This is a genomic window from uncultured Thioclava sp., from assembly GCF_913064665.1.
Taxonomy (GTDB): domain Bacteria; phylum Pseudomonadota; class Alphaproteobacteria; order Rhodobacterales; family Rhodobacteraceae; genus Thioclava; species Thioclava arctica.
In genome coordinates this window covers 111,195-132,954 of the sequence record NZ_CAJYBT010000004.1, presented here as the reverse complement: position 1 = coordinate 132,954, position 21,760 = coordinate 111,195, and the positions used below count along the sequence as shown (strand labels likewise).

Below are 21,760 nucleotides of genomic sequence, written 5' to 3'. Positions count from 1 at the left end.
GATCAGAACGGAATTTCGTCGTCAAAGTCAGAGCGGCCACCACCGCCACCTGAGGACGGTCCACCCGAGGACGACCCACCGCTTGACGGGCCACCATAGCCACCATCATCGCGCCCGCCGCCGCCGCCGCCCGAGGACGGTCCGCCATAGCCGCCGCCATCACCCCCGCCTGAACCACCGCCAGAGGGGCCGTCGAGCATGGTCAAGGTGCTGGAATAGGGGCGCAGGACGACCTCGGTCGAATAGCGATCCTGACCGGATTGATCTTGCCATTTGCGCGTCTCAAGCTGGCCTTCGATGTAAACTTTCGAGCCTTTGCGCAGATATTGCTCGGCCACCTTGGCCAGCGGTTCCGAGAAGATCGCGACGGAATGCCACTCGGTGCGCTCCTTGCGCTCGCCGCTGGATTTGTCGCGCCAGGTTTCCGAGGTGGCGATGCGCAGATTGCACACTTTGCCGCCATTGGAAAAGGTCCGCACCTCGGGGTCGCGCCCTAGATTGCCGATTAAAATGACCTTGTTGACGCTGCCTGCCATGCGCACCTCCCGCGTGATGTGAGCCGCGCTTGTCCTGAGGCGCGGCGATTCTGAATAAGTTCGCATTGGTATAAAGCAGCCATGCCCCAGAGGGTAGGGGCAGCTTCCCGCTGCTTGGGTGCGAAATACGGCAGATTTCCGCGTGCACCTTTGGTTGGATGGCCGGCTTTGCCCCCGCTCTCCATCCTTCCTCCGATAGAGGCTGTCAGCGCCCGGGGCCAGATCGGCCCCACCGGTTCGGGATGGTCCCGCACCGGCGCTGACATGAGGAATTGAGCCAATGAAAAACTACACCCTGATCGCTGCAGCCATGTTGATTGCCGCCGCTTCGAGCCTGCCCGCGATGGCCGAAAGCAGGGTCGATCCGGCTAAAGAGAAAGCGCTCCAGACCCAGCTGAGCGCGCAAGGCTACAAGCTGCGCCGGATGGAAATGGAGGGCGGGTTGATCGAGGTTTACGCGCTCAAGGATGGCAAGCGGATGGAGATGTATTTCGACAACAAGACCCTCAAGCAGGTGCAGCACAAAGGCGACAATAACTGATCGCTTTTACTTGGGCCGGGGATATCCCGGCCCACCCCCATCCCCTGTTAGGAGAGTGCCGCCATGGCCCAGAAAGATGCCGTTTTCAGCGAGATTACCGCGCTCGACCGCCCCGGTTCCAGACCCGACTCTGACACCAAAACCCAGACCAGTCACCGCGTCTGGGACCCGTTCGTGCGCCTGTTTCATTGGTCCGTCGCGGCGTTGTTTGTGGCCAATGCGTTTTTCACTTCGCCCAAGCATGATTTGCACCATTGGATTGGCTATAGCATCGCCGGGCTGGTCGGCGCGCGTATCCTTTGGGGGGTGTTTGGCTCTCGCCATGCGCGCTTTCGCGACTTTCCGCCCTCGGCTGCAGGCGCGCTCAGCCAGCTGCGCGACATGGCGACCGGGCGCCGCCACGCCCATATCGGGCACTCGCCCCTTGGCGCGTTGATGATCTATAACCTGCTGGTGACGCTTTTGGTGATCGCTGGTTCGGGGTGGCTGATGACAACCGATGCCTATTGGGGGGTTAAATGGCCCAAAGATCTGCATGAAATTGCTGTGAACTGGGCCGAGTTTTCGATTGCAGCCCATATTGCTGCCGTGATCTACGAAAGCCTTCGCTTGCGGGTCAATCTCGCGCGCGCAATGATCACGGGCAGAAAAGATTTCCGGCGTGACGAAAGGTAACAAAGGTATGGCAGTCACACGCGCGCGCCTGACGCTTTGGACAAAAGAAGCCGGGTTGGCTGCGTTGATCGTGGTGCAGGCGGGGTGCAATTTTGTGTTCTTTATGGATGTTCTCGGCGATTATCGTGATGCCGGGCATTTCACCGGGCATCTCAATATCGAGCTGTTCGCCAATCTTGGTTTGGTTGCGGCAATCGTAGTCGAGGCCCGCGTGCTTTGGACGTTGCTGCGCCGTCAGGCGATCGCAGATCGCGCGATTTCGGTGGCGCGGGGGGCAATGGCGCAGCTGATGAGCGATCAGTTCTCAAGCTGGGGGCTGACGGCGGCCGAGGCCGATGTTGCGGGCTTTACGATCAAGGGATTTTCCATCGCCGAAACGGCTGGTTTGCGCGGATCTTCGGAGGCGACGGTGAAATCGCAGTTGAATGCGCTCTATCGCAAGGCTGGCGTTTCGGGGCGTGCGCAGCTCGTTTCGGTCTTTGTCGAAGACCTGTTCAACGGCCCCTTGGAAGATGATGCAACGCGGCAACAGCTTGCAAAAGATCCCGCACGGGGCAGTTCGTAGGCGAGTCTTCGCCGATCAAATATCGCTTTTGGTTTAACTTTTGGCGTCCTCGCCTATAGTGCAAGGCAGAGAACACTGGGGTGGTGAACGTAAGGGTGGCCGATGCGTAGGTTTATCGGGGCGATTTTGGGGGCTGCGGTGATCGTAAGTCCAATGATCGCGCAGGCCGAGGGCTTGCGTCTAAGCGCAAACTCTTCGAAGTCGCGCACGATGTTGTTTCGCAATCAATTGCACATTCTTGATACGCGCGGCGCGCAGCAATACGAGCATTCCACACGCCTGCAGCCGGGGGCGAAAAAACTGGCCAGTGCAGGCAGTGAAACCGCGCCCAGTTACAGCGGTAAATATCGCGGGCAATATTTCAGCATTGCCAAAGCCGCAGCCGCACGCCACAGCATCCCTGAAAATCTGTTCTTGCGCCTCGTGCAGCAGGAAAGTGGCTGGAACCCCTCGGCGCGCTCACATGCTGGCGCGCATGGTCTGGCGCAGTTGATGCCTGCGACCGCTGCAAAGCTGGGGGTTGATCCGCGTGATCCGGCACAAAATCTGGAAGGCGGCGCGCGCTATTTGCGTATGATGTATGACCGCTTTGGTAGCTGGCGTTTGGCCTTGGCGGCTTATAATGCCGGACCGGAGGCGGTGCAGAAACATGGCGGCGTGCCGCCCTATCAAGAGACCAAAAACTACGTCAGCGTTATTCTTGGCGGCTGAAGCCTAGCGTCGAATTAAAGAAAAGCCCCGCAAGTCAAAGTCTTGCGGGGCTTTCTTAATGTTTTGCGTTAAGGACGCGCCCTAAGGGGCTGAAATCATGGGATAATTCGTGTGTACTTCGTGCCAGCCAATGAGGCGCCTGCGATCAAGCCGGATTGGCCAAAGACCAGCGCAATCACCGGCGCGGTCGAGGTCAGCGTCGAGGCATTCACCGCACCACCTCCATCGGGCAGCGCATAGCGTGCATCTGCCCCAAGTTGCCAGCCATCCGATTTGCGGAAGCCCGCCAGAGCCTCGGGGGTCATGAAGAACAGCGCATGGGCATATTGCTGTGCGCCGATTTGAAACCCAAAGCTGGCCGATGCTGCCGAGTAATAATCGACCGTCACATTGTTGATGCGCAGCGCACCACGCCCATACGAACCGCCAAAGCCAAAGCCCGCCTCGGTCATCAGGGGCATCCACAAAACGCCAACCGCTTTTTGTTCAAGTTCTCGGGTGCCGGGATATTTGTTCAGCAAAAAGCTGCGCGTCGCATCGACGCGCGCGTCAAGCTGGACTGCGCCAGTATTGCCAATGCCATTGCCGCAAGCTGCCAGCGTCAGCCCTGCGCCGCCCATCGCCAGAAGCGACCGTCTGGAAAGTTTCGTCATGTTCGTTCTGCTCCGCTCATATGCCCGCTATGATCGGGCCGAAACGGTCTTATTCTGACCGACTGACACAAATTATAGGGTATGCAACCCACAATGTCACTTCTTCTTGATACATCTCACGCCTTTGTGGCGAAACCCTGCCTAGAGATTGGCCAAGAGTTTCGCCGCCTTTGGCGCGAAATAGGTCAGCACTCCGTCACAGCCCGCGCGGCGAAACGACATCAGGCTTTCCATCATGATCTGATCATGATCGAGCCAGCCGTTTTGCACCGCCGCCATCGCCATCGCGTATTCGCCCGACACTTGATAGGCATAGGTCGGCACGCCGAACTGGTCTTTCACGCGGCGGCAAATATCAAGGTAGGGCATTCCAGGCTTGACCATCACCATATCCGCGCCCTCGGCGAGATCGCGCGCGACCAGCCGGATTGCCTCATCGGCGTTGGCGGGGTTCATCTGATAGGTTTTCTTGTCACCCTTGAGCGCGCCGCTTGCCCCCACCGCATCGCGAAACGGCCCGTAAAACCCGCTCGCGTATTTCGCCGCATAGCTGAGGATCGTGACATCGCGATGCCCACTGGTCTCAAGGGCGGCACGCATCGCACCGATCCGTCCATCCATCATATCCGAAGGGCCCAGAATATCAGCCCCCGCATCGGCCTGCGCGATCGCCATTCGCACAAGGCATTCAACGGTTTCATCATTGATGATCTCGCCATCGCGCACCAGCCCGTCATGGCCGTTCGCGTTATAGGGATCGAGCGCGATATCGGTCATGATCGCGATCTCTGGCACCGCCGCCTTGATCGCTCGGATCACGCGGTTGGTGATATTTTCGGGGTCCCAGGCTTCTTCGCAGCCTTCGGTTTTTACCGCCGGATCGGTATAGGGAAACAGGCAAATTGCGGGGATACCAAGGCGCGCAGCCCCCTCAGCGGCGCGCACGGCCCCCTCAAGCGTGTGGCGAAACACGCCCGGCATTGAGGGAACTTCGACATCGGCCCCCGCCACATCGGTGATGAAGATTGGCCAGATCAGGTCTTTCACGCTCAACCGGTTTTCCTGTGCCAGATCGCGCAAGGCAGGGGTTCGCCGCAAACGGCGCAGGCGGGAATGGGGGAAAGGCGGCAGGATCGGCGTCATCTTGTGCTCCGTAATGGTCGCTATGGAGGTGCCACGGATAGCGCGCGCAATCAAGCATGCGCGCAACACCCGCCTTCGCGATGCGGCTTTGCATCTTTTTCTTGCGCTCCGGCTGGTCTAGACAAGCACGTCTGGGCATTCGGGCAACAGAGAGGGGCGCGCGTGAACATCTTCGAGATTATCGCGAAATTAATCGACATGCGCAGTTTTTCCAATCTTTGGTATTGGATCGCGTTGGCTGTCGTGTGGTCTTCGGCCTCGCATTGGGTGCTGGGGGTTCCGTGGGACATGGTGGGGCGGGCGCGTCGCAAAGGGGCGCAAGCCGAGAACGATCTGGTAACCCTGACCCTGATCAATGCGCGCCGACTGAATGTCATCTGGGCGGATGCAGGCGTTGCAATCGCGATTGTCCTCCCGTTCTTGCTAAGTTTTCTGGGCTTTACCGGGTTTTTCTACGGTGCCGAAATTGCGCAGGCCGTGTTTCTGTTTGCACTGCCGTTGAGCGCGGTCTTTGCGCTTAGCATGAGTCTGGCGCATCGGTTGTGCGCACAATCGGGCGATGGTCTTGGCTCTGATCTGGTGATCCGCGCGCTGTCGCGTCACCGTGTTTGGGTGCAGGCCATCGGGATCGCAGCCATCATTGTAACCTCGTTTTGGGGCATGTTTCAGAACTTGCGTTTTTCGGCGCTGTTCTAAGCGGGCTTGACATGACGGGCTGGGCGGATACCTCGCAAGAGCATGGAACAATTTATACTTTCTGGCGCCCCCGAGGGCTATGACGCCGCGCTGATCGCGCGCGAACTGGGCAAGGGTCGCCCGGTCATTCATATTGCGCGCGACGATCGCCGATTGGCGGCGATGCGCGCGGCCTTGGCGTTTTTCGCACCCGATGCGGTGGTGCTGGATTTCCCGGCTTGGGATTGTCTGCCCTATGACCGCGTCTCGCCCAATCCCGATATCTCGGCCACGCGCATGGCGACGCTGGCAGCTTTGGGCGCGGGCATGCCGGGCCCGTTTGTTTTGCTCACCACTTTGTCAGCCGCGATGCAACGCGTGCCCGCGCGTGAAGTGCTGCAAGGAGCAAGTTTCAGCGCCCGTGTCGGTCAGCGCATCGACGAGGCGGCGTTGCGTGATTTCCTTGTGCGGATGGGGTTCTCGCAAGCCTCGACCGTGTCCGAGCCCGGCGATTACGCGCTGCGTGGCGGCATCATCGACATTTTCCCGCCCGGCGAAGGCGGCCCGGTGCGCCTTGATCTGTTTGGCGATGTGCTTGATGACGCGCGCGGCTTTGATCCGGTCAGCCAGCGCACCACGCAAAAGCTGCCCGGGATCGAATTGGCCCCTGTCAGCGAGGTGCTGATGGATGAGCCCTCGATCGCGCGGTTTCGCCAGAATTATCGTGTGGAATTTGGCGCGGGCGGTGCGGATGATCCGCTTTACGAGGCGGTTTCAGTCGGGCGCAAACATGCCGGGATGGAGCATTGGCTGGGCTTCTTCCACGACCGGCTCGAGACATTGTTCGACTATCTTCCCGACGCCGCGGTGATGCTGGACGATCAGACCGGCCCGGCCCAGCAAAGCCGCTGGGAAGGGATCGCGGATCAATATGACACCCGGCGCGAGGCAATGACGCGCCGCGACCGTCTGGATTCCGTCTACAAACCCGCGCCGCCCAAGCTGCTTTATCTTGATCCCGATGCGTGGGCGGCCACGCTTGCACCTCGGCGTGTGTTGCGCCTGCAGGTGATCTCGGCCCCGCCCGGTCCCGGTGTGCTGGATGCAGGTGGGCGGATCGGGCGCAATTTCGCCCCCGAGCGTCAAGTTGAAAACCTAAGCCTTTTTAGCGCTTTGAAGGATCATGTTCAGGCAAGATTGGCGCGCGGCCCGGTGGTCATTGCCAGCTGGTCTGAGGGCGCGCGTGAACGCCTCAAAGGGTTGATGGAAGATGAAGGGGTGGCGGGCGCCAAGCTGATCTCGGATGCACGTGGCATTGGCGATGGCGTGAACCTGACGGTCTGGCCGCTGGATGAGGGCTTTGAAGCGCCCTTTGAGGACCGCCATCTGACGGTGATTTCTGAGCAAGACGTTCTGGGCGAACGCCTTGTCAGTAAGCCCAAGCGCAAGCGCAAGGCCGAGAATTTCCTGACCGAGCATGGCTCGCTCAGCCCCGGCGATCTGGTGGTGCATGTCGATCACGGGGTCGGGCGCTACAAGGGCTTCGAAACCGTGCCCGCACTGGGCGCGCCTCATGATTGTGTGTTGCTGGAATATGCGGGCGGGGATCGGTTGTATTTGCCGGTCGAGAATATCGAACTGCTCAGCCGCTATGGCCATGAGGAGGGGCTTCTTGATCGTCTTGGCGGCGGCGCTTGGCAGGCGAAAAAGGCCAAGCTGAAAGAGCGTATCCGCCTGATCGCGGATAAGCTGATGCGCATCGCCGCCGAGCGTCATTTGCGCACCGCCCCGCTCCTTGAGGTGCCCCATCACGAATGGGAGGCTTTCGCGGCGCGCTTCCCCTATACCGAGACCGACGATCAGATGTCGGCCATCGAAGATGTCGTGGAAGATCTGAAATCGGGCACGCCGATGGACCGATTGATCGTGGGCGATGTCGGCTTTGGCAAGACCGAGGTGGCGATGCGCGCGGCCTTTGTCGCGGCGCAATCGGGCATGCAGGTGGCGGTGATCGCACCCACGACTTTGCTCGCGCGTCAGCATTACAAGACATTCGCTGAACGCTTTCGCGCCACCGCGCTAAGCGTGCGCCCCCTGTCGCGGTTTGTCTCGGCCAAGGCGGCGGCCGCCACGCGTCAAGGCTTGGCCGACGGCAGCGTCGATATCGTGATCGGCACCCATGCGGTGCTGGCAAAATCGGTGAAGTTCCACAACCTTGGCCTGTTAGTTATTGATGAGGAACAACATTTCGGCGTTCAGCATAAAGAACGGCTGAAAGATATGCGCTCGGAAATCCATGTATTGACGCTGACCGCCACGCCGATCCCGCGCACCTTGCAACTGTCGCTGACCGGCGTGCGCGACCTGTCGATCATCGGCACGCCGCCCGTCGACCGCCTTGCGATCCGCACCTATGTGTCGGAGTTTGACACGGTCACGCTGCGCGAGGCCTTGCTGCGCGAACATTATCGCGGCGGGCAAAGTTTCTACGTCGTTCCCCGGATTTCCGATCTTCCTGAAATTGAGGATTTCTTGAAAACCCACATCCCCGAGGTGAAATATCTCGTCGCCCACGGGCAGCTCGCGGCGGGCGAGCTGGATGACCGGATGAACGCCTTTTACGATGGGCAATATGACGTGCTGCTGGCGACCACCATCGTGGAAAGCGGACTGGATATTCCGACCGCCAACACGATGATTGTGCATCGTGCCGACATGTTCGGCCTCAGCCAGCTTTACCAGATCCGGGGCCGCGTCGGGCGCGCCAAGACGCGTGCCTATTGCTACCTTACAACGAAACCGCGCAGCCCGCTGACGCCACAAGCGCAAAAGCGGCTGCGGCTGCTTGGCTCGCTCGACAGCCTTGGCGCGGGGTTCAATCTGGCCGCGCAAGACCTCGATCTGCGCGGTGCAGGCAATCTGCTGGGCGAAGAACAATCGGGCCATATCAAGGAAGTCGGCTACGAGTTGTATCAAGCGATGCTGGAAGAAACGATTGCCAAGCTGAAATCGGGCGAGCTGACCGAGACCGGCGATGGCGACTGGTCGCCGCAAATCAATCTCGGCGTGCCGGTGATGATCCCCGACAGCTACATCCCCGATCTCGACATCCGCCTTGGCCTCTATCGCCGCCTCTCAAGTCTGACCACCAAGGTCGAACTCGAAGGCTTTGCCGCCGAGCTGATCGACCGGTTCGGCACGCTGCCAAAAGAGGTCAACACGCTCTTGCTGGTGATGCGCATCAAGGCGATGTGCAAACGCGCGCAGATCGCCAAGCTTGACGCGGGCCCCAAGGGCGCGACGGTGCAGTTTCACAATGACAAATTCCCCGACCCCGCAGGGCTGGTGGATTACCTCACCGCGCAGCGCGATCTGGCGAAGGTCAAAGACAATAAACTGGTGATCCGGCGCGATTGGAAATCGGATAAGGACAAGATCAAAGGCGCCTTCGCGATTGCCCGCGATCTGGCCGAAAAGGTCATCCAGTCCGAGAAGAAAAAGGCCTAAACCGCGCCCTTTCATCTAGCCCGAAATACTCCCGCCGGAGGCATCCCAAGCCCGGCCAAACGCGTGCCCGTCAGCTCGTTTGCGTCTTGCGGATCAACCACCAGGCAAGACTGGAACAGATAAGCGTCGCAATCACGATGGGTAGCGCCGTGCCGTTGAACAACAGACCCACGGGGGCCGCAATCAGCACAGCCCCCACCGTGGAAATCGCGGTGACAATTGAGGCCGCCATGCCCGCAATATGGCCCATATGCTCCAGCGCCAGCGCATTGAGATTGCCAAAGGTAACGCCCGCCATCCAGAACACGCTGACGGTATACAGAAAGACCAGCGGCAGGCCGGATGCGCCCGCAGTCAGCCCGGTCAGCACCAGCACCAGCATCACACTCGAGACGATGATCTGCATGATATAGCTTGCCTTGACGATCTTGCGCATGCCCAGCCGCATCACGTAGCGCGCATTAAACACCGACCCCGTGCCCGCCAGCAGGGCCCCCATCGCAAACCACATCGGGAAGGTGTCGGTCACACCATGCGCGGCATAAAGCTGTTGCGCCGAGGAAAGTAGCGCGAACATCTGCCCAAAACCCAGCGTGATCGTCACGATATAGATGCGCACCTCATAATGGGCGAGCACCTCACGCGCTGCCGCGCTGAGTTTGGAGACGCTCAGCGGGCGACGGTTCTCCGGCGCCAGCGTTTCGGGTTGGCGCAGCCAAAGCCAGCTTACGCCGATCAGCCCGAACACGATGAAGGCCCAAAACACGCCGCGCCAGCCATAAAATGAAATGATCATCGCCCCGACCGAGGGCGCAACCGCAGGCACCAGAATGAAAATCATCATGATGAACGAGGTCACCCGCGCCATTTCGCGCCCCGCAAACAGGTCGCGCACCAGCGCCATCACCGTGATCCGGGGGGCTGCAGCGCCAAGCCCTTGCACCACGCGCGCGATCAGCAACGCCTCAAGGGATTGCGCATGCGCCGCCATCAACGCCCCCACGATATAAATAGCGATACCGCCCGCAATCGTAAGCTTGCGCCCGATCGCATCCGAGATCGGCCCGGCAAACAGCGTGCCCACCCCCATGCCCAACACGAAAGCTGTCAGCACAAGCTGCGCGCGGTTGATCGCATCGGGGCTTAGCTCGGCGGCGATCTGGGGCAGGGCGGGCATCATCGCGTCGATGGAAAACGCCACCGTCGCGGTGAGCGAGGCCAGCATCACCGTCAATTCCGGCAGCGACAAGGGAGAGCGCGCAGTGGGCGCGCCGGACGTTTGAGACATGGGATGGGAGCTTTGCGCAAAGGGTGAGAGTGAACAAAATACAGCGATACGCACCAAAGGCCAGAGGGGGGCGCGCGCAGCCCCCTGTGCGCTCACGCGGAGGCGGGTTAATGTTGCGTCGCCTCGGGCGGGGCGCTGCTTAACTCATCAATGACCTTGATCCACAGATCCGTGGGCTGCGCGCCCGACACGACGTGACGCTCGGCCACGATAAAGGTCGGCACTGCAGAAATACCGCGTTGGCGGGCGTGGGATTCTTTGTTGGCAATGGTGTCGAGATCGGCATCTGACGCCAGCAACCGCGCTGTCAAATCGCCATCCATTCCCGCTGCGCGCGCGATCTCACACAGCGTCGCAGAATCGGAAATATCGCGCCCCTCGCGCCAATGCGCGCTCAATAGCGCCTCCATCACTGCGCCTTGGGCATGCTCAATCCCCGCCCAATACAGCAGGCGATGCGCGTCGCGCGTATTGGGCTGATGGGTCACACGCTCGGGGTGGAAATCAATCCCCTCGGCCTGCGCGATTTCCAGCAGTTGCACATGCATTTTCACCGCGCCGTCTTGGCCGAACTTGGCTTGCAGGTAATCGGCGCGCGACATGCCCTCGGCTGGCATGGTCGGGTTCAGTTGAAACGGCTGCCAGCTGATCACGAACGGATGTCCGGGACGCGCCGCAAGCGCGTTATCCAGCCGCGCCTTGCCAATCAAACACCACGGGCACACCGGATCGGCGAAAATATCAAGCGGGATCATCATATATCTCCTTGCGTCCAGATAGCGCGAATCTCTTTGCGCAGCAATTTGGCGTTACGATTGCGGGGCAAACTGTCGAAATGGCGAAACAGGCGGGGTTGCTTATAGCGCGCCAGACAGGTTTGGGCATGCGTTGCCAGCTGATCGTGCGTGGCGCTGCCGGTATAGGCCAGCGCGATCACACTGACATCGGCGCGCAGGTCAATCTCGATGGCGGCGACCTCGCCCGCATCCGGGCATCCTGCCATCGCCTCTTCGATCTCAAGGGGTGAGACACGAAACCCGCCCGCATTGAGCATATCATAGCTGCGCCCAAGATAGGTGATCGCGCCATCCTCGGCCATCGCAACCGTGTCGCCCGTCAGAAACCATGCGCCCACGCGCCGCGCAGCGCTTTCCTCCGGCGCATTCCAGTAGCCCAAATACAACCCCGGATCGCTGTGATGAATCGCCAACATGCCCGGCGTGCCGCGCGCAACCGGCTGGCCTTGCTCATTCAAAACCGCGATGTGGCGGCCGGTTTGGGCATAGCCTGTCGTGCCGGGCGGGGCAGGGCGCGCGGGGCTGTCCGAGATGAAGGTCGAGCATTCCGACATGCCCAAAGCTTCGTAAATTTTGGTGCCAGTTGATTCATTCCATCCCGCGCGGGTGGAATCGGGCAAAGCCTCTCCGGCGCTTAGTCCGTGGCGTAGATGCGGTAAATCGAGATGGTCGTGATGCTTGAGAATCTGGCGATAAATCCCCGGCGCTGCGGCGAAAATCGTTGCATCAAAGCGCTTCATCAACAGCGGCAGGCTGCGCGGTTCAACGCCCTCAGCCGGGATCAACGCGGTCGCGCCCACGGTCCAAGGGTCCATTAGCCCGGTGCCCAGCGTATAGGTCCAGTTGAACGCGCCCGCATGCATCAGTCGGTCTTGTTTGCCCAAGCCATACCAGCCGTCAAACATCATCTGGCGCGCCCAGATCGCGCGATGGGCATGCATCACCGCACGCGCCTGACCACCGGTGCCTGAGGTGAAAATCATATAGGCAAGCCGACTGGGATCGCCCATTGCAAAATCGCAAGGCGGGGCGTCGTGCGCTTTGCGCAATGTTTGCGCGTCAATCACCCGCGCCGGATGATCGGGCAGCGCGACCCCCTGCGAGGCAATCACCGCCGCCGGATCGAGATCGCGCGCGAGCTTGGTGATCTCATCCCGCGTCAATTGCGCCGAACTGGGCACCGGTACCAGACCCGCCGCAATCGCGCCCAGAAACGCCACCGGAAATTCCGGCCCGTTTCCCAGCCGCAACACCAGCCGATCACCGGGCACTAAACCTGCCTGCAACAGCAACGTGCCCGCGCCGCGCACCGCCGCAATCAGACGCGCATAAGACCAGCGCTGCGCCCCCGAAGGCCCCACGATCTGCATCGCCAGCTTATCGGGCGTCAGCGCACCCGCGGCCAGAACATGCGCCGCCATATTGAACGCGTGCGGCGGTGGTGGCAAAGCCGGAGAAAAGATTTCAGATGTCATGGCGCCTAGCTAGGGCGCAGATGCAGGTCGAACAAGTGCGAAATAGCCCCTTCGAATTTGCGCAAATATCCCGGGGGAGGCTGATAGCGTCCCCCAGCCGCTCTTTGCCTAAAGCGCCGTCCAGCCGCCATCGATCGAGATCGTGGTGCCGGTGATCTGTGCCGCTGCATCCGAGCACAGGAACACGGCCGTGCCGCCCACTTGCTCGGTCGTGGCGAATTGCTTGGAGGGCTGGCGCGCGAGGATCACTTGCTCGATCACCTCTTGCTCGGTCATGTTGTATTCTTTGGCCGTATCAGGGATTTGCGCCTCGACCAGCGGGGTTTTTACATAGCCCGGGCAAATCGCGTTCGCGGTGATGTCTTCCTTGGCTGTTTCCAGCGCCGTGACCTTGGTAAAGCCGACAACGCCATGCTTGGCCGACACATAGGCCGATTTATAGGGCGAGGCGGTCAGACCGTGCGCAGATGAGATATTCACCACGCGTCCCCAGCCGGCCTTGCGCATCATCGGCAGCGCGACGGCGGTGGTGTGAAAGACCGAGGTGAGCATGATCGCGATGATGCGATCCCATGTCGCGACCGGGAAGGACTCGATCGGGGCGACATGCTGGATACCGGCATTGTTGACCAGAATATCGCAACGCCCGGCCTGTTCGATCAGCGCGCGCGCCTGCTCGCCATTGGACAGATCGGCTTGGATATAACGCACCGTGACGCCAAACTCCGCGCCCAGATCGGTGGCAAGCTGGTGATCCTCTGGGCGATCCGTGAACGAATTCAGCACGACATCGGCGCCCGCGCGTGCCAATTCGCGCGCGACTCCAAGCCCGATTCCCGAATTCGACCCTGTGATGACGGCGGTTTTTCCCTGAAGCGACATATCCCCTCCTGCGTAGTGATTCTGGATTTCGCCGCGATCATGGCGTGCGCTGCGGGCGAATACCATGCGGCGCGCGCAAAAGGATGTGATCGCGATAGCCTGCGATTACGGAAATTTGAGGGATGTTAAAAAAAACGCCCGCACAAGGCGGGCGTCAAGTCATGAGGCAGGTTTCATACAGGCAAGAAACCTATCGAGCAGTGAGTCTCTTATAAGCAATGCAGCGCCTCTCTCCAAGGGAAAAGTTTGCGCCCTTTCAATCGTCTCGCTAGCTTGGCGACATAAAATACGGGCAGAAGAGGGATTGTTTCGATGGCGAGATCGGTGTTTTTCCGCGCTTTAGGCGTGCTAGCCTTGGGGTTCAGCCCAATCCTTGCGCAAAATGCGGTTGCTGAGTCGCAAGATGCGATTGCGATGTATGGGGCCCCCGCACTGGCGCCGGGATTCGACCATTTGCCCTATGCCAACCCCGATGCGCCCAAAGGGGGCACCTATCGATTCGGGGTGGCGGGCAGTTTTGATTCGCTCAACCCCTGGATCTTGAACGGCCGCCCCGCCGAGGGAATCGCGCGCTATGTTTCCGAATCGCTGATGGGGCGCTCGATGGATGAGCCCTTCACGCTCTATGGGCTACTCGCGCAGTCCATTAAAACCGATGAGGCGCGCACTTGGGTCGAATTTACCCTGCGCCCTGAGGCGAAATTTTCCGACGGCAATCCGGTCACCGTCGCGGACGTGATGTGGAGCTATAAGACGCTGGGCACGCAGGGCCACCCGCGCTACCAGACCGCCTGGTCAAAGGTTGCCAAGATGGAGCAGACTGGGCCACGCTCGGTGAAGTTCACCTTTACCGAACCCGATCGCGAGTTGGCGCTGCTGATGGGGATGCGCCCGGTGCTGGAGAAAAAGCAGTGGGAGGGGCGTGATTTCGCCAACACCACCGATCTCGCGCCGATTGGGTCGGGCCCTTATGTGATCGAAAAGGTCGATCAGGGGAAATACATCACCCTCAAGCGCAATCCCGACTATTGGGGGCGCGATCTGGGCTTCAATAAGGGGCGCAACAATTTCGACACGCTGCGCTATGATTATTTCGGCGATGGCGGTGTGGTGTTTGAGGCCTTCAAGGGCGGCGCGACCGACAGCTATATCGAGGATAACGCCGCCGATTGGGCGCGCAATTACGACTTTCCGGCGGTGACCTCGGGGGAGGTCGTGAAATCGGAAATCCCCAACGGTCGCCCCTCGGGGATCAAGGGGTTGGTGATGAACACCCGCAACCCGCTTTTTGCCGATTGGCGGGTGCGTCAGGCGCTGATTGATGCGTTCAATTTCGAGTTCATCAACAAGACGATCAATGGCGGGGCCGAGCCGCGGATCGCGTCCTATTTCTCAAATTCCGAACTGGGCATGACGCATGACGCTGCAAGCGGCAAGGTTCTCGACCTGCTTGCGCCGTTCAAAGACACGCTGCTGCCCGGCGTCATCGAGGGCTATTCCCTGCCTCAAAGCGATGGCAGCACGCGCAACCGCAAGAATATGCGCGACGCGGCGAAGCTACTCAATGAGGCAGGCTGGAAGGTTGACGATAGTGGTGTGCTGAAGAAAGACGGGCAGCCCTTTAGCTTTGAGATCGTGTTGCAACAAGGCGCGGCGCAGCAGCAAAGCATTGTTGATATCTATACCCAATCGCTCAAACGTCTTGGGATATTCCCGAAGGTCACGGTGATTGATGATGCGCAATATACCCAGCGCACCAACGCCTATGATTTTGATATGGCGTGGTATTGGCGCGCGCTGTCGCTGTCTCCGGGCAATGAGCAGATGCTGTATTGGGGCCATAAAGGCGTCACCGAACAAGGCACGCGCAACTGGATGGGCATGAAGTCTCCCGCCGCCGAGGCGATGATCGACACCATGCTAAACGCGCGCAGCCACGAGGATTTCGTCGCTGCCACCCGCGCGCTGGATCGTATCCTCACGGCGGGGCGTTATGTCATCCCGATCTGGTATGCGCCCAAAGATCGCATTGCCCATATCAAGGCGCTTCACTACCCGGACAAAACGCCGCTATACGGAGCTTGGCCGGGCTTTGCGCCCGATGTTTGGTGGTATAATAACAAAACAGGACAATAGGAGCAGGACGATGCAAAAGCTGATCCTTCTGGCTGCGCTGGCAGCGGCATTGGCAGGGTGCAATACAGTTGCGGGCGTTGGAGATGATATTTCCGGAGGGGCACGTCAGGTGCAGGGCTGGTTGTAGGCGCGCCCAAGCGTCAAATCAGGCAATTTAACATTGCCGTGACGGAACCCCCTAAGGTCAAAATTCCTTTTGCCTTGAAACCGAGGGCGCGCGATCCTTTGTCATGAAGGAGGCGCGTCTGCATAAGATGCGTGACCACGAGGAGAGCTCGCTATGAAATGGCATCACATTGAGGAAAACTGGGCTGCGTTTTACGAGGCGATCATGGATCGCTGGCCCGAGGCGGAGGAAGCGGCGCTGGATGAGATCGACGGCGATCAGCGCGCCTTCCTGCGCTATATTGCCGAGCTGACCGAGCAGGAGCCGGTGGAAGCGCGCGAAGAAGTGGTCGAATGGCTGCGCGGCGAATTGCCATCTGATGTGGTGATGGACCCGACCCATGACAGCCACTCGATCCTGCTTTCGGCGAAATACGTCTCTGAGGGCGAGGATGAATCCGACGACGACAAGCATTTCGGTGACGATTGAGCGCGCATAGGGGGCGCTGCCCCCAATCACGGGGTGGCGATAATCGGCGGATAAGTAGGGGGCGCTGCCCCCGTCGCTGGATGGCGACAATTAACGGGTAAGAAAGGGGGCGCTGCCCCCGCCCGTTCCGGGCCCCCCGGGATATTTCGAGAATTTGGAAATGGGGAGGGCGGGCGTATCTTGCGTTGGCGCAATATCGTTGGGTGGATGAGGCTTGCATCCGGGCGGTGCGCCCGCTGCCATTGACCTTATGCGCGGGCTCTGGCAGGGGAGAACGCAAGTAAGGACGAATGATATGAACCTGTTTTCCGATATTCGTGCGGCGGTGATCGCGGCACTTGATGTGATGGTTGCTGAGGGCGCTCTGCCTGAGGGGCTCGATTTTGCCAATGTTGCTGTAGAGCCGCCGCGCGATGCGCTGCATGGCGATATGGCGAGCAATGCAGCGATGGTGTTGGCCAAGCCTGCCAACCGCAAACCCCGCGAGATTGCCGAGGCGCTTGCGGCCAAGCTGGTTGCGGATGCGCGCATTCTGAGCGCCGATGTGGCCGGGCCGGGCTTTATCAACCTGCGCCTTGCGCCCACGCTTTGGTCTGATTTGACGCGCAATGTCGTGCAAACGGGCGCTGCCTATGGGCGCTCGGATCTGGGGCAGGGCGTCAAGGTCAATGTCGAATATGTCTCGGCCAACCCGACGGGCCCGATGCATGTCGGGCACACGCGCGGCGCGGTGTTTGGCGATGCCTTGGCGAGCCTCTTGGATTTCGCGGGCTATGACGTCACGCGCGAATATTACATCAACGATGGTGGCGCGCAGGTCGATGTGCTGGCGCGTTCCGCTTACGAGCGGTATCGCGAGGCCTGCGGTCTTGAACCGGAAATCCGTGAAGGGCTTTATCCGGGCGATTACCTGATCCCGGTGGGCGAGGCGATCAAGGCGAAATATGGTCGCGATCTGCTGGATAAGCCCGAGGAGGTCTGGCTGGTCGATTTGCGTAGTTTCGCGACCGAAGCGATGATGGAAATGATCCGCGGCGATCTGGCGTCTCTGGGCGTGAAAATGGATGTCTTTTATTCCGAGAAATCGCTTTATGGCACGGGCCAGATCGAGGCAGCGCTCAAGCGCTTGCAGGATCTCGGTCTGATCTATGAAGGCGTGCTCGAGCCCCCGAAAGGCAAGCTGCCCGAGGATTGGGAGGAGCGTGAGCAAACGCTGTTCCGCTCGACGCAGTTTGGCGATGACGTGGACCGTCCGGTGAAGAAATCGGATGGGGCTTGGACCTATTTTGCTCCCGATATTGCCTATCACTGGACCAAGATCGAACGTGGCTTCGATCTGCTGATCGACGTGTTTGGCGCCGATCACGGTGGCTATGTCAAACGGATGAAAGCGGCCGTTGCGGCACTGTCCGAGGGGCGTGTGACGCTTGATATCAAGCTGATCCAGTTGGTGAAGCTGTTCAAGAATGGCGAGCCCTTCAAGATGTCAAAACGCGCGGGCACCTTCGTAACCCTGCGCGATGTGGTCGAGCAGGCGGGCGCGGACGTGACCCGGTTCCACATGCTCACGCGTAAAAACGATGCGCCGCTGGATTTCGATTTCGCCAAAGTGCTTGAGCAATCCAAGGACAACCCGGTTTTCTACGTGCAATACGCCCATGCGCGGGTCTGTTCGGTGCTGCGCAAGGCTGCCGAGGCTGGTTGGGATATGTCAGATGCGCGCTTGGCCAAGGCGGAACTTTCCACCGACTTGCACGAGGCAGAGCTCTCACTGGTCAAAAAGATTGCCGAATGGCCGCGTCTGGTCGAGGTCGCCGCGCGCGCGAACGAACCCCATCGCGTAGCGTTTTATCTCTACGATCTGGCGTCGGATCTGCACAGCCTTTGGAACCGCGGCCATGACGATGCGTCCCTGCGCTTTCTGCAAGAGGGCGATGAGGCCGCATCGTCGGCGAAAATCGCCCTCGCGCGTGCCTGTGCCGTTGTTATTTCCTCAGGTCTTGCTATTCTTGGCGTGACCCCGGCTGAAGAGATGCGCTAAAGCACGCCGCCGGGACAGGCAGTAACAGCCGGGCAACCGGCGGCGAGGCGATGAGCATGGCAGCTTACGACGACCGCAATGGCGGGGCCTATGGCTATGGCGCGCAGGCGCCGTATCAAACACATCCCACTGATCCGGAAATGGCACCGCGCAACGGGCGCGCGATGTCGCGCTGGGTCAATCTGGCGGGGGCGGCAACCTCGGTTGTGATGATCATGGGGTTGGTGGTTTGGGGCTATAAGCTGGCGATGCGCGATCTGAACGGTGTGCCGGTGATCCGCGCAATCGACGGGCCTGCGCGGATTGCCCCCGAAGACCCGGGCGGAGAATTGGCGCGTCATACGGGTTTGGCGGTGAATGATGTGGCAGGCACCGGCTCTGCCGCGCCGGCCCCCGATCGCGTGGTTCTTGCGCCCGCGCCCGAAGGGCTCAGCAATGAAGATTTGCCGATGGGCGAGATGACCCAGCAGATCGGGGCCGCTGATGCGCCGATGGCGGGACCTGCGCAACAAGGGCCGTCGCTGGCCGCTTCTGAGGATGCGCTTATTCAGGCCGCAGTTGCGCTGCCCGCAACCGAAGATGCCCCCACGCCCCAGCTTGATATTCCTGTCGAGCCCGGCGCTGCGAGCCCCGAAATCCCGGAACTGCGCCCTCAAGAGGTCGCCCTGCAGGCAACGCCCGATGTGATCCCGGCCTCGGTGCCCGGCGTCGCCGTCTCGCCGCGCCCCTTGCCCAAGCCCGCGCGTGACAGCCTGCTTGCCGCGGCGCTGGAACAGGCAGTCACCCGATCGATGAGCGGGCAGGCGGCGGAAAACAAAGTCACCGATCTTGACCCCGCCTCGCTGAGCGCCGGCACGCGGCTGGTGCAGCTTGGCGCGTTTGACACGGCTGCCGATGCCAAGGCGGCTTGGGACAGTGCTGCACAACGCTTTGGGGCCTTGATGGAGGGCAAGCAGCGCGTGATCCAGAAGGCCGCTTCGGGGGGGCGCGATTTCTACCGCCTGCGGGTTGTCGGTTTTAGCGATGTGACCGAGGCACGCCAGTTCTGCGTGGCCCTGCAGGCCGAGCAGCAAAACTGCATTCCAACGGTTGCGCGCTGATGGGTGGCGCGGTCATATTTGGCTGTGAAGGGCCATTCCTGACGCGGGACGAGCGCGATTTTTTCCGCGAAGCCGATCCTTGGGGTTTTATTCTTTTTGCGCGAAATATCGAAGACCCTCAGCAGGTTGCGCAGCTTACTTCATCTTTGCGCGCAGCCGTTGGGCGTGACGCGCCCGTGCTGATTGATCAAGAAGGTGGGCGGGTGCAACGCCTGCGTGCGCCGCATTGGCGCGAATGGCTGCCCCCGCTCGAACAGGCGGTTCTGGCGGGCGAAAACGCGCCGCGCAGTTTCTGGCTGCGTGCACGTATCATGGCGGATGAGCTGCGCGCGGTTGGCATCGACGTGAATTGCGCACCGACCTGCGATCTGGCCGCTCCCGAGACCCATACGTTTCTGCGCAACCGCTGTCTGGGCAACACTGTCGATCAGGTGGTCGCCAATGCGCGCGCCACGGCTGACGGGCTGCTGGCGGGCGGGGTTCTGCCGGTGATCAAACACATCCCCGGTCATGGCCGTGCCGTCGCGGACAGCCATAAACACCTCCCCGAGGTGGCGGCCGATCTTGACGATCTGCGCGCAACCGATTTCGCGCCCTTCGTCGCGCTGGCCGATCTGCCGATGGGCATGACGGCCCATATCCGCTTTAGCGCGCTTGATAGTGCCCCGGCGACGCAAAGCCCGCGTTTGATCGGGTTGATCCGCGACGAGATCGGCTTTGACGGTCTGCTGATGAGCGATGATATCGGGATGGAGGCGCTGTCGGGAGGGCCGGGGGCGCGCACGCGTGCGGCACTCGCTGCGGGCTGTGATCTGGTGTTACATTGCAATGGCGACATGGGCGCGATGGAAGAGGTGGCGCTGGCCGCCCCTGTGATGAGTGCAGCGGCGCAAACGCGCGCCGAGGCAGCGCTGGATCGGCGTATTTTGCCAGAGTCTGTTGACATGGCGGCTCTCGATGCTGAGTTTGAAGCATTGATGAGCGGCGGTGGGAATGGCTGAACCCGAAAACCTTTTTCAAGCCCAGAGCGTGGCGGACCGGCTTCAGGCCGAAGCGCTGATCATTGATGTCGACGGGTTCGAAGGCCCGCTTGATTTGCTGCTCAATCTCTCACGCACGCAAAAGGTCGATCTGCGCAAGATTTCGGTGCTGCAACTGGCCGAGCAATATCTGAAATTTGTAGAGCAGGCCAAGGCGTTACGGATCGAACTTGCGGCAGATTATTTGGTGATGGCGGCCTGGCTCGCCTTTCTGAAGTCGCGACTTCTGTTGCCGCCTGACCCGACGGCTGAAGGCCCGAGCGCCGAGGAAATGGCCGCTCATCTGGCCTTTCAGTTGGAACGCCTGCAAGCAATGCGCGAATCCGCAGCGCAGCTGATGGCGCGTGACCGGCTGGGGCGCGATACTTTCGCGCGCGGGATCAGCGAAGAGGTCGCGCGCCTGCGCAAAGTGACCTATACCGCCTCGCTGATGGATTTGATGCAGGCCTATGCCCGGATCAGAACGCGCGATGAGTTTCGCCCCTATGCCTTTGATCGCACGAATGTTTACACGATGGAGGAGGCGCTGGATCGGTTGCGTAACCTGATCGGATTTGCGGGCGATTGGGCGGATTTGACCAGCTTTCTCCCCGAGAGTTGGGAGAGTGATCCAAAGCGGCGCAGATCGGCCACGGCGGCGACGTTTGCAGCCTCGTTGGAGATGGCGAAACAAGGTCAGATCGAGATCCGGCAATCTGAGACGTTTCACCCCATTTCGATTCGGAAAAGAACATGAATAACGCCTCTCAAGCACCAGAAGAAAAAGATAAATCCTTATTTGCAGCGCCTCCGATGGGCGAGCAGGAGCGCATGGTCGAAGCGGTGTTGTTTGCCAGCGCTGAACCGGTGCGCATCAAGGAGTTGGAAGAGCGTATGCCCCATGGCTGCGACCCTGCCGAGGCGCTGGTGCATCTGCGCAAACGCTATGAAGGGCGCGGCGTGCGGGTCGTTAAAGTGGGCGAGGCCTGGGCCATGCGCACCGCGCCCGATCTGTCGTTTTTGATGCAAAAGGAAACGGTTGAAGAGCGCAAACTCAGCCGCGCCGCCATCGAAACGCTCGCGATCATTGCCTATCACCAGCCCGTCACCCGCGCAGAAATCGAGGAAATTCGGGGCGTTGCGGTGTCTCGTGGCACGATTGATCAGCTGCTTGAGATGGAATGGATTCGTTTTGGACGGCGTCGCATGACCCCGGGTCGGCCCGTGACCTTTGTGGTCACGCAGGGGTTCCTCGACCATTTCAGCTTGGAAAGTGCGCGCGATCTGCCCGGCCTCAAAGACTTGCGCGCGGCGGGCTTGCTGGACAACCGCCCCCTCCCGGGCGCATCCTCCGAGGATGACGACGAAGAGGGTCTGCAAACGGGTCAATCTGAACTTTTTGAGGATTAAGAAGGGCTTAT

At 60.5% G+C, this 21,760-nt stretch carries 21 protein-coding genes; 14 read left to right on the top strand and 7 right to left on the bottom strand.

From position 1 onward, the window contains the following. Positions 1-2: 2 nt before the first annotated feature. Positions 3-536, bottom strand: a complete 534-nt coding sequence (gene ssb / locus QZ571_RS02935; RefSeq protein WP_295531486.1) for a single-stranded DNA-binding protein — start codon at positions 534-536, stop codon at positions 3-5. 280 nt (positions 537-816) lie between these two features. On the opposite strand from ssb, the gene QZ571_RS02930 reads away from it, so the two are divergent. The 4 genes from QZ571_RS02930 to QZ571_RS02915 all read left to right on the top strand — a co-directional run bounded on the left by QZ571_RS02930 (position 817) and on the right by QZ571_RS02915 (position 3,028). Continuing rightward, complete coding sequence (locus tag QZ571_RS02930) at positions 817-1,077, top strand: PepSY domain-containing protein (RefSeq protein ID WP_295531483.1); 261 nt, start codon at positions 817-819, stop codon at positions 1,075-1,077. 63 nt (positions 1,078-1,140) lie between these two features. Beyond that, a complete protein-coding gene (locus QZ571_RS02925) occupies positions 1,141-1,752 on the top strand; it encodes a cytochrome b/b6 domain-containing protein (protein WP_295531480.1) in 612 nt (203 codons plus the stop codon). A 7-nt stretch (positions 1,753-1,759) separates the two neighbouring features. Continuing rightward, positions 1,760-2,317: a helix-turn-helix transcriptional regulator gene (locus QZ571_RS02920; RefSeq protein WP_295531476.1), complete on the top strand. Its 558-nt coding sequence runs from the start codon at positions 1,760-1,762 to the stop codon at positions 2,315-2,317. A 102-nt stretch (positions 2,318-2,419) separates the two neighbouring features. Beyond that, positions 2,420-3,028 (top strand): lytic transglycosylase domain-containing protein, encoded by a 609-nt coding sequence (locus QZ571_RS02915; protein ID WP_295531473.1) that lies wholly within the window; start codon positions 2,420-2,422, stop codon positions 3,026-3,028. A 95-nt stretch (positions 3,029-3,123) separates the two neighbouring features. On the opposite strand, the gene QZ571_RS02910 is transcribed toward QZ571_RS02915, so the two are convergent. Together QZ571_RS02910 and hemB are read right to left on the bottom strand one after the other, a co-directional pair. Then, positions 3,124-3,681, bottom strand: a complete 558-nt coding sequence (locus tag QZ571_RS02910; protein ID WP_295531470.1) for a YSC84-related protein — start codon at positions 3,679-3,681, stop codon at positions 3,124-3,126. Positions 3,682-3,822: 141 nt separating this feature from the next. Next, complete coding sequence (hemB, locus tag QZ571_RS02905) at positions 3,823-4,824, bottom strand: porphobilinogen synthase (RefSeq protein WP_295531468.1); 1,002 nt, start codon at positions 4,822-4,824, stop codon at positions 3,823-3,825. A gap of 162 nt (positions 4,825-4,986) precedes the next feature. On the opposite strand from hemB, the gene QZ571_RS02900 reads away from it, so the two are divergent. Both QZ571_RS02900 and mfd read left to right on the top strand, forming a co-directional pair. Then, the gene (locus QZ571_RS02900) at positions 4,987-5,520 is read left to right on the top strand and encodes a component of SufBCD complex (RefSeq protein WP_295531465.1); all 534 of its coding nucleotides are present in this window, start codon (positions 4,987-4,989) and stop codon (positions 5,518-5,520) included. A gap of 42 nt (positions 5,521-5,562) precedes the next feature. Next, entirely contained in the window at positions 5,563-9,006 is a 3,444-nt protein-coding gene (gene mfd / locus QZ571_RS02895; protein WP_295531462.1) for a transcription-repair coupling factor, read from the top strand. A 70-nt stretch (positions 9,007-9,076) separates the two neighbouring features. On the opposite strand, the gene QZ571_RS02890 is transcribed toward mfd, so the two are convergent. From QZ571_RS02890 to QZ571_RS02875, 4 genes are all read right to left on the bottom strand, one after another. Beyond that, positions 9,077-10,294 carry a multidrug effflux MFS transporter gene (locus QZ571_RS02890; protein ID WP_295531459.1) on the bottom strand — a complete coding sequence of 406 codons (1,218 nt, stop codon included), beginning with the start codon at positions 10,292-10,294 and terminating at the stop codon, positions 9,077-9,079. Positions 10,295-10,401: 107 nt separating this feature from the next. Beyond that, a complete protein-coding gene (locus QZ571_RS02885; RefSeq protein ID WP_295531457.1) occupies positions 10,402-11,049 on the bottom strand; it encodes a DsbA family oxidoreductase in 648 nt (215 codons plus the stop codon). After that, positions 11,049-12,566, bottom strand: coding sequence for a class I adenylate-forming enzyme family protein (locus QZ571_RS02880; protein WP_295531454.1), 1,518 nt, complete (start codon positions 12,564-12,566; stop codon positions 11,049-11,051). The genes QZ571_RS02885 and QZ571_RS02880 overlap by 1 nt, the downstream gene beginning before the upstream one ends. 108 nt (positions 12,567-12,674) lie before the next feature. Beyond that, positions 12,675-13,448: a 3-hydroxybutyrate dehydrogenase gene (locus QZ571_RS02875; protein WP_295531451.1), complete on the bottom strand. Its 774-nt coding sequence runs from the start codon at positions 13,446-13,448 to the stop codon at positions 12,675-12,677. 312 nt (positions 13,449-13,760) lie between these two features. Here QZ571_RS02875 and QZ571_RS02870 point away from each other — a divergent pair, with 312 nt between their 5' ends. The 8 genes from QZ571_RS02870 (at position 13,761) to scpB (ending at position 21,749) form a co-directional block, all read left to right on the top strand. Further along, the gene (locus QZ571_RS02870; RefSeq protein ID WP_295531448.1) at positions 13,761-15,584 is read left to right on the top strand and encodes an extracellular solute-binding protein; all 1,824 of its coding nucleotides are present in this window, start codon (positions 13,761-13,763) and stop codon (positions 15,582-15,584) included. Between the two features lie 10 nt (positions 15,585-15,594). Further along, positions 15,595-15,711, top strand: a complete 117-nt coding sequence (locus QZ571_RS02865) for a lipoprotein (RefSeq protein WP_295531445.1) — start codon at positions 15,595-15,597, stop codon at positions 15,709-15,711. A gap of 153 nt (positions 15,712-15,864) precedes the next feature. Continuing rightward, positions 15,865-16,179, top strand: coding sequence for a hypothetical protein (locus QZ571_RS02860; protein WP_295531442.1), 315 nt, complete (start codon positions 15,865-15,867; stop codon positions 16,177-16,179). 295 nt (positions 16,180-16,474) lie between these two features. Continuing rightward, entirely contained in the window at positions 16,475-18,220 is a 1,746-nt protein-coding gene (argS, locus tag QZ571_RS02855) for an arginine--tRNA ligase (RefSeq protein WP_295531439.1), read from the top strand. A gap of 56 nt (positions 18,221-18,276) precedes the next feature. Next, positions 18,277-19,320 (top strand): SPOR domain-containing protein, encoded by a 1,044-nt coding sequence (locus tag QZ571_RS02850; protein ID WP_295531436.1) that lies wholly within the window; start codon positions 18,277-18,279, stop codon positions 19,318-19,320. Beyond that, complete coding sequence (gene nagZ / locus QZ571_RS02845; RefSeq protein ID WP_295531433.1) at positions 19,320-20,321, top strand: beta-N-acetylhexosaminidase; 1,002 nt, start codon at positions 19,320-19,322, stop codon at positions 20,319-20,321. Before QZ571_RS02850 ends, nagZ begins: the two co-directional genes overlap by 1 nt. Then, the gene (locus QZ571_RS02840) at positions 20,314-21,096 is read left to right on the top strand and encodes a ScpA family protein (protein ID WP_295531430.1); all 783 of its coding nucleotides are present in this window, start codon (positions 20,314-20,316) and stop codon (positions 21,094-21,096) included. The genes nagZ and QZ571_RS02840 overlap by 8 nt, the downstream gene beginning before the upstream one ends. Next, positions 21,093-21,749 carry an SMC-Scp complex subunit ScpB gene (scpB, locus tag QZ571_RS02835; RefSeq protein ID WP_295531427.1) on the top strand — a complete coding sequence of 219 codons (657 nt, stop codon included), beginning with the start codon at positions 21,093-21,095 and terminating at the stop codon, positions 21,747-21,749. Before QZ571_RS02840 ends, scpB begins: the two co-directional genes overlap by 4 nt. Positions 21,750-21,760 lie beyond the last annotated feature (11 nt).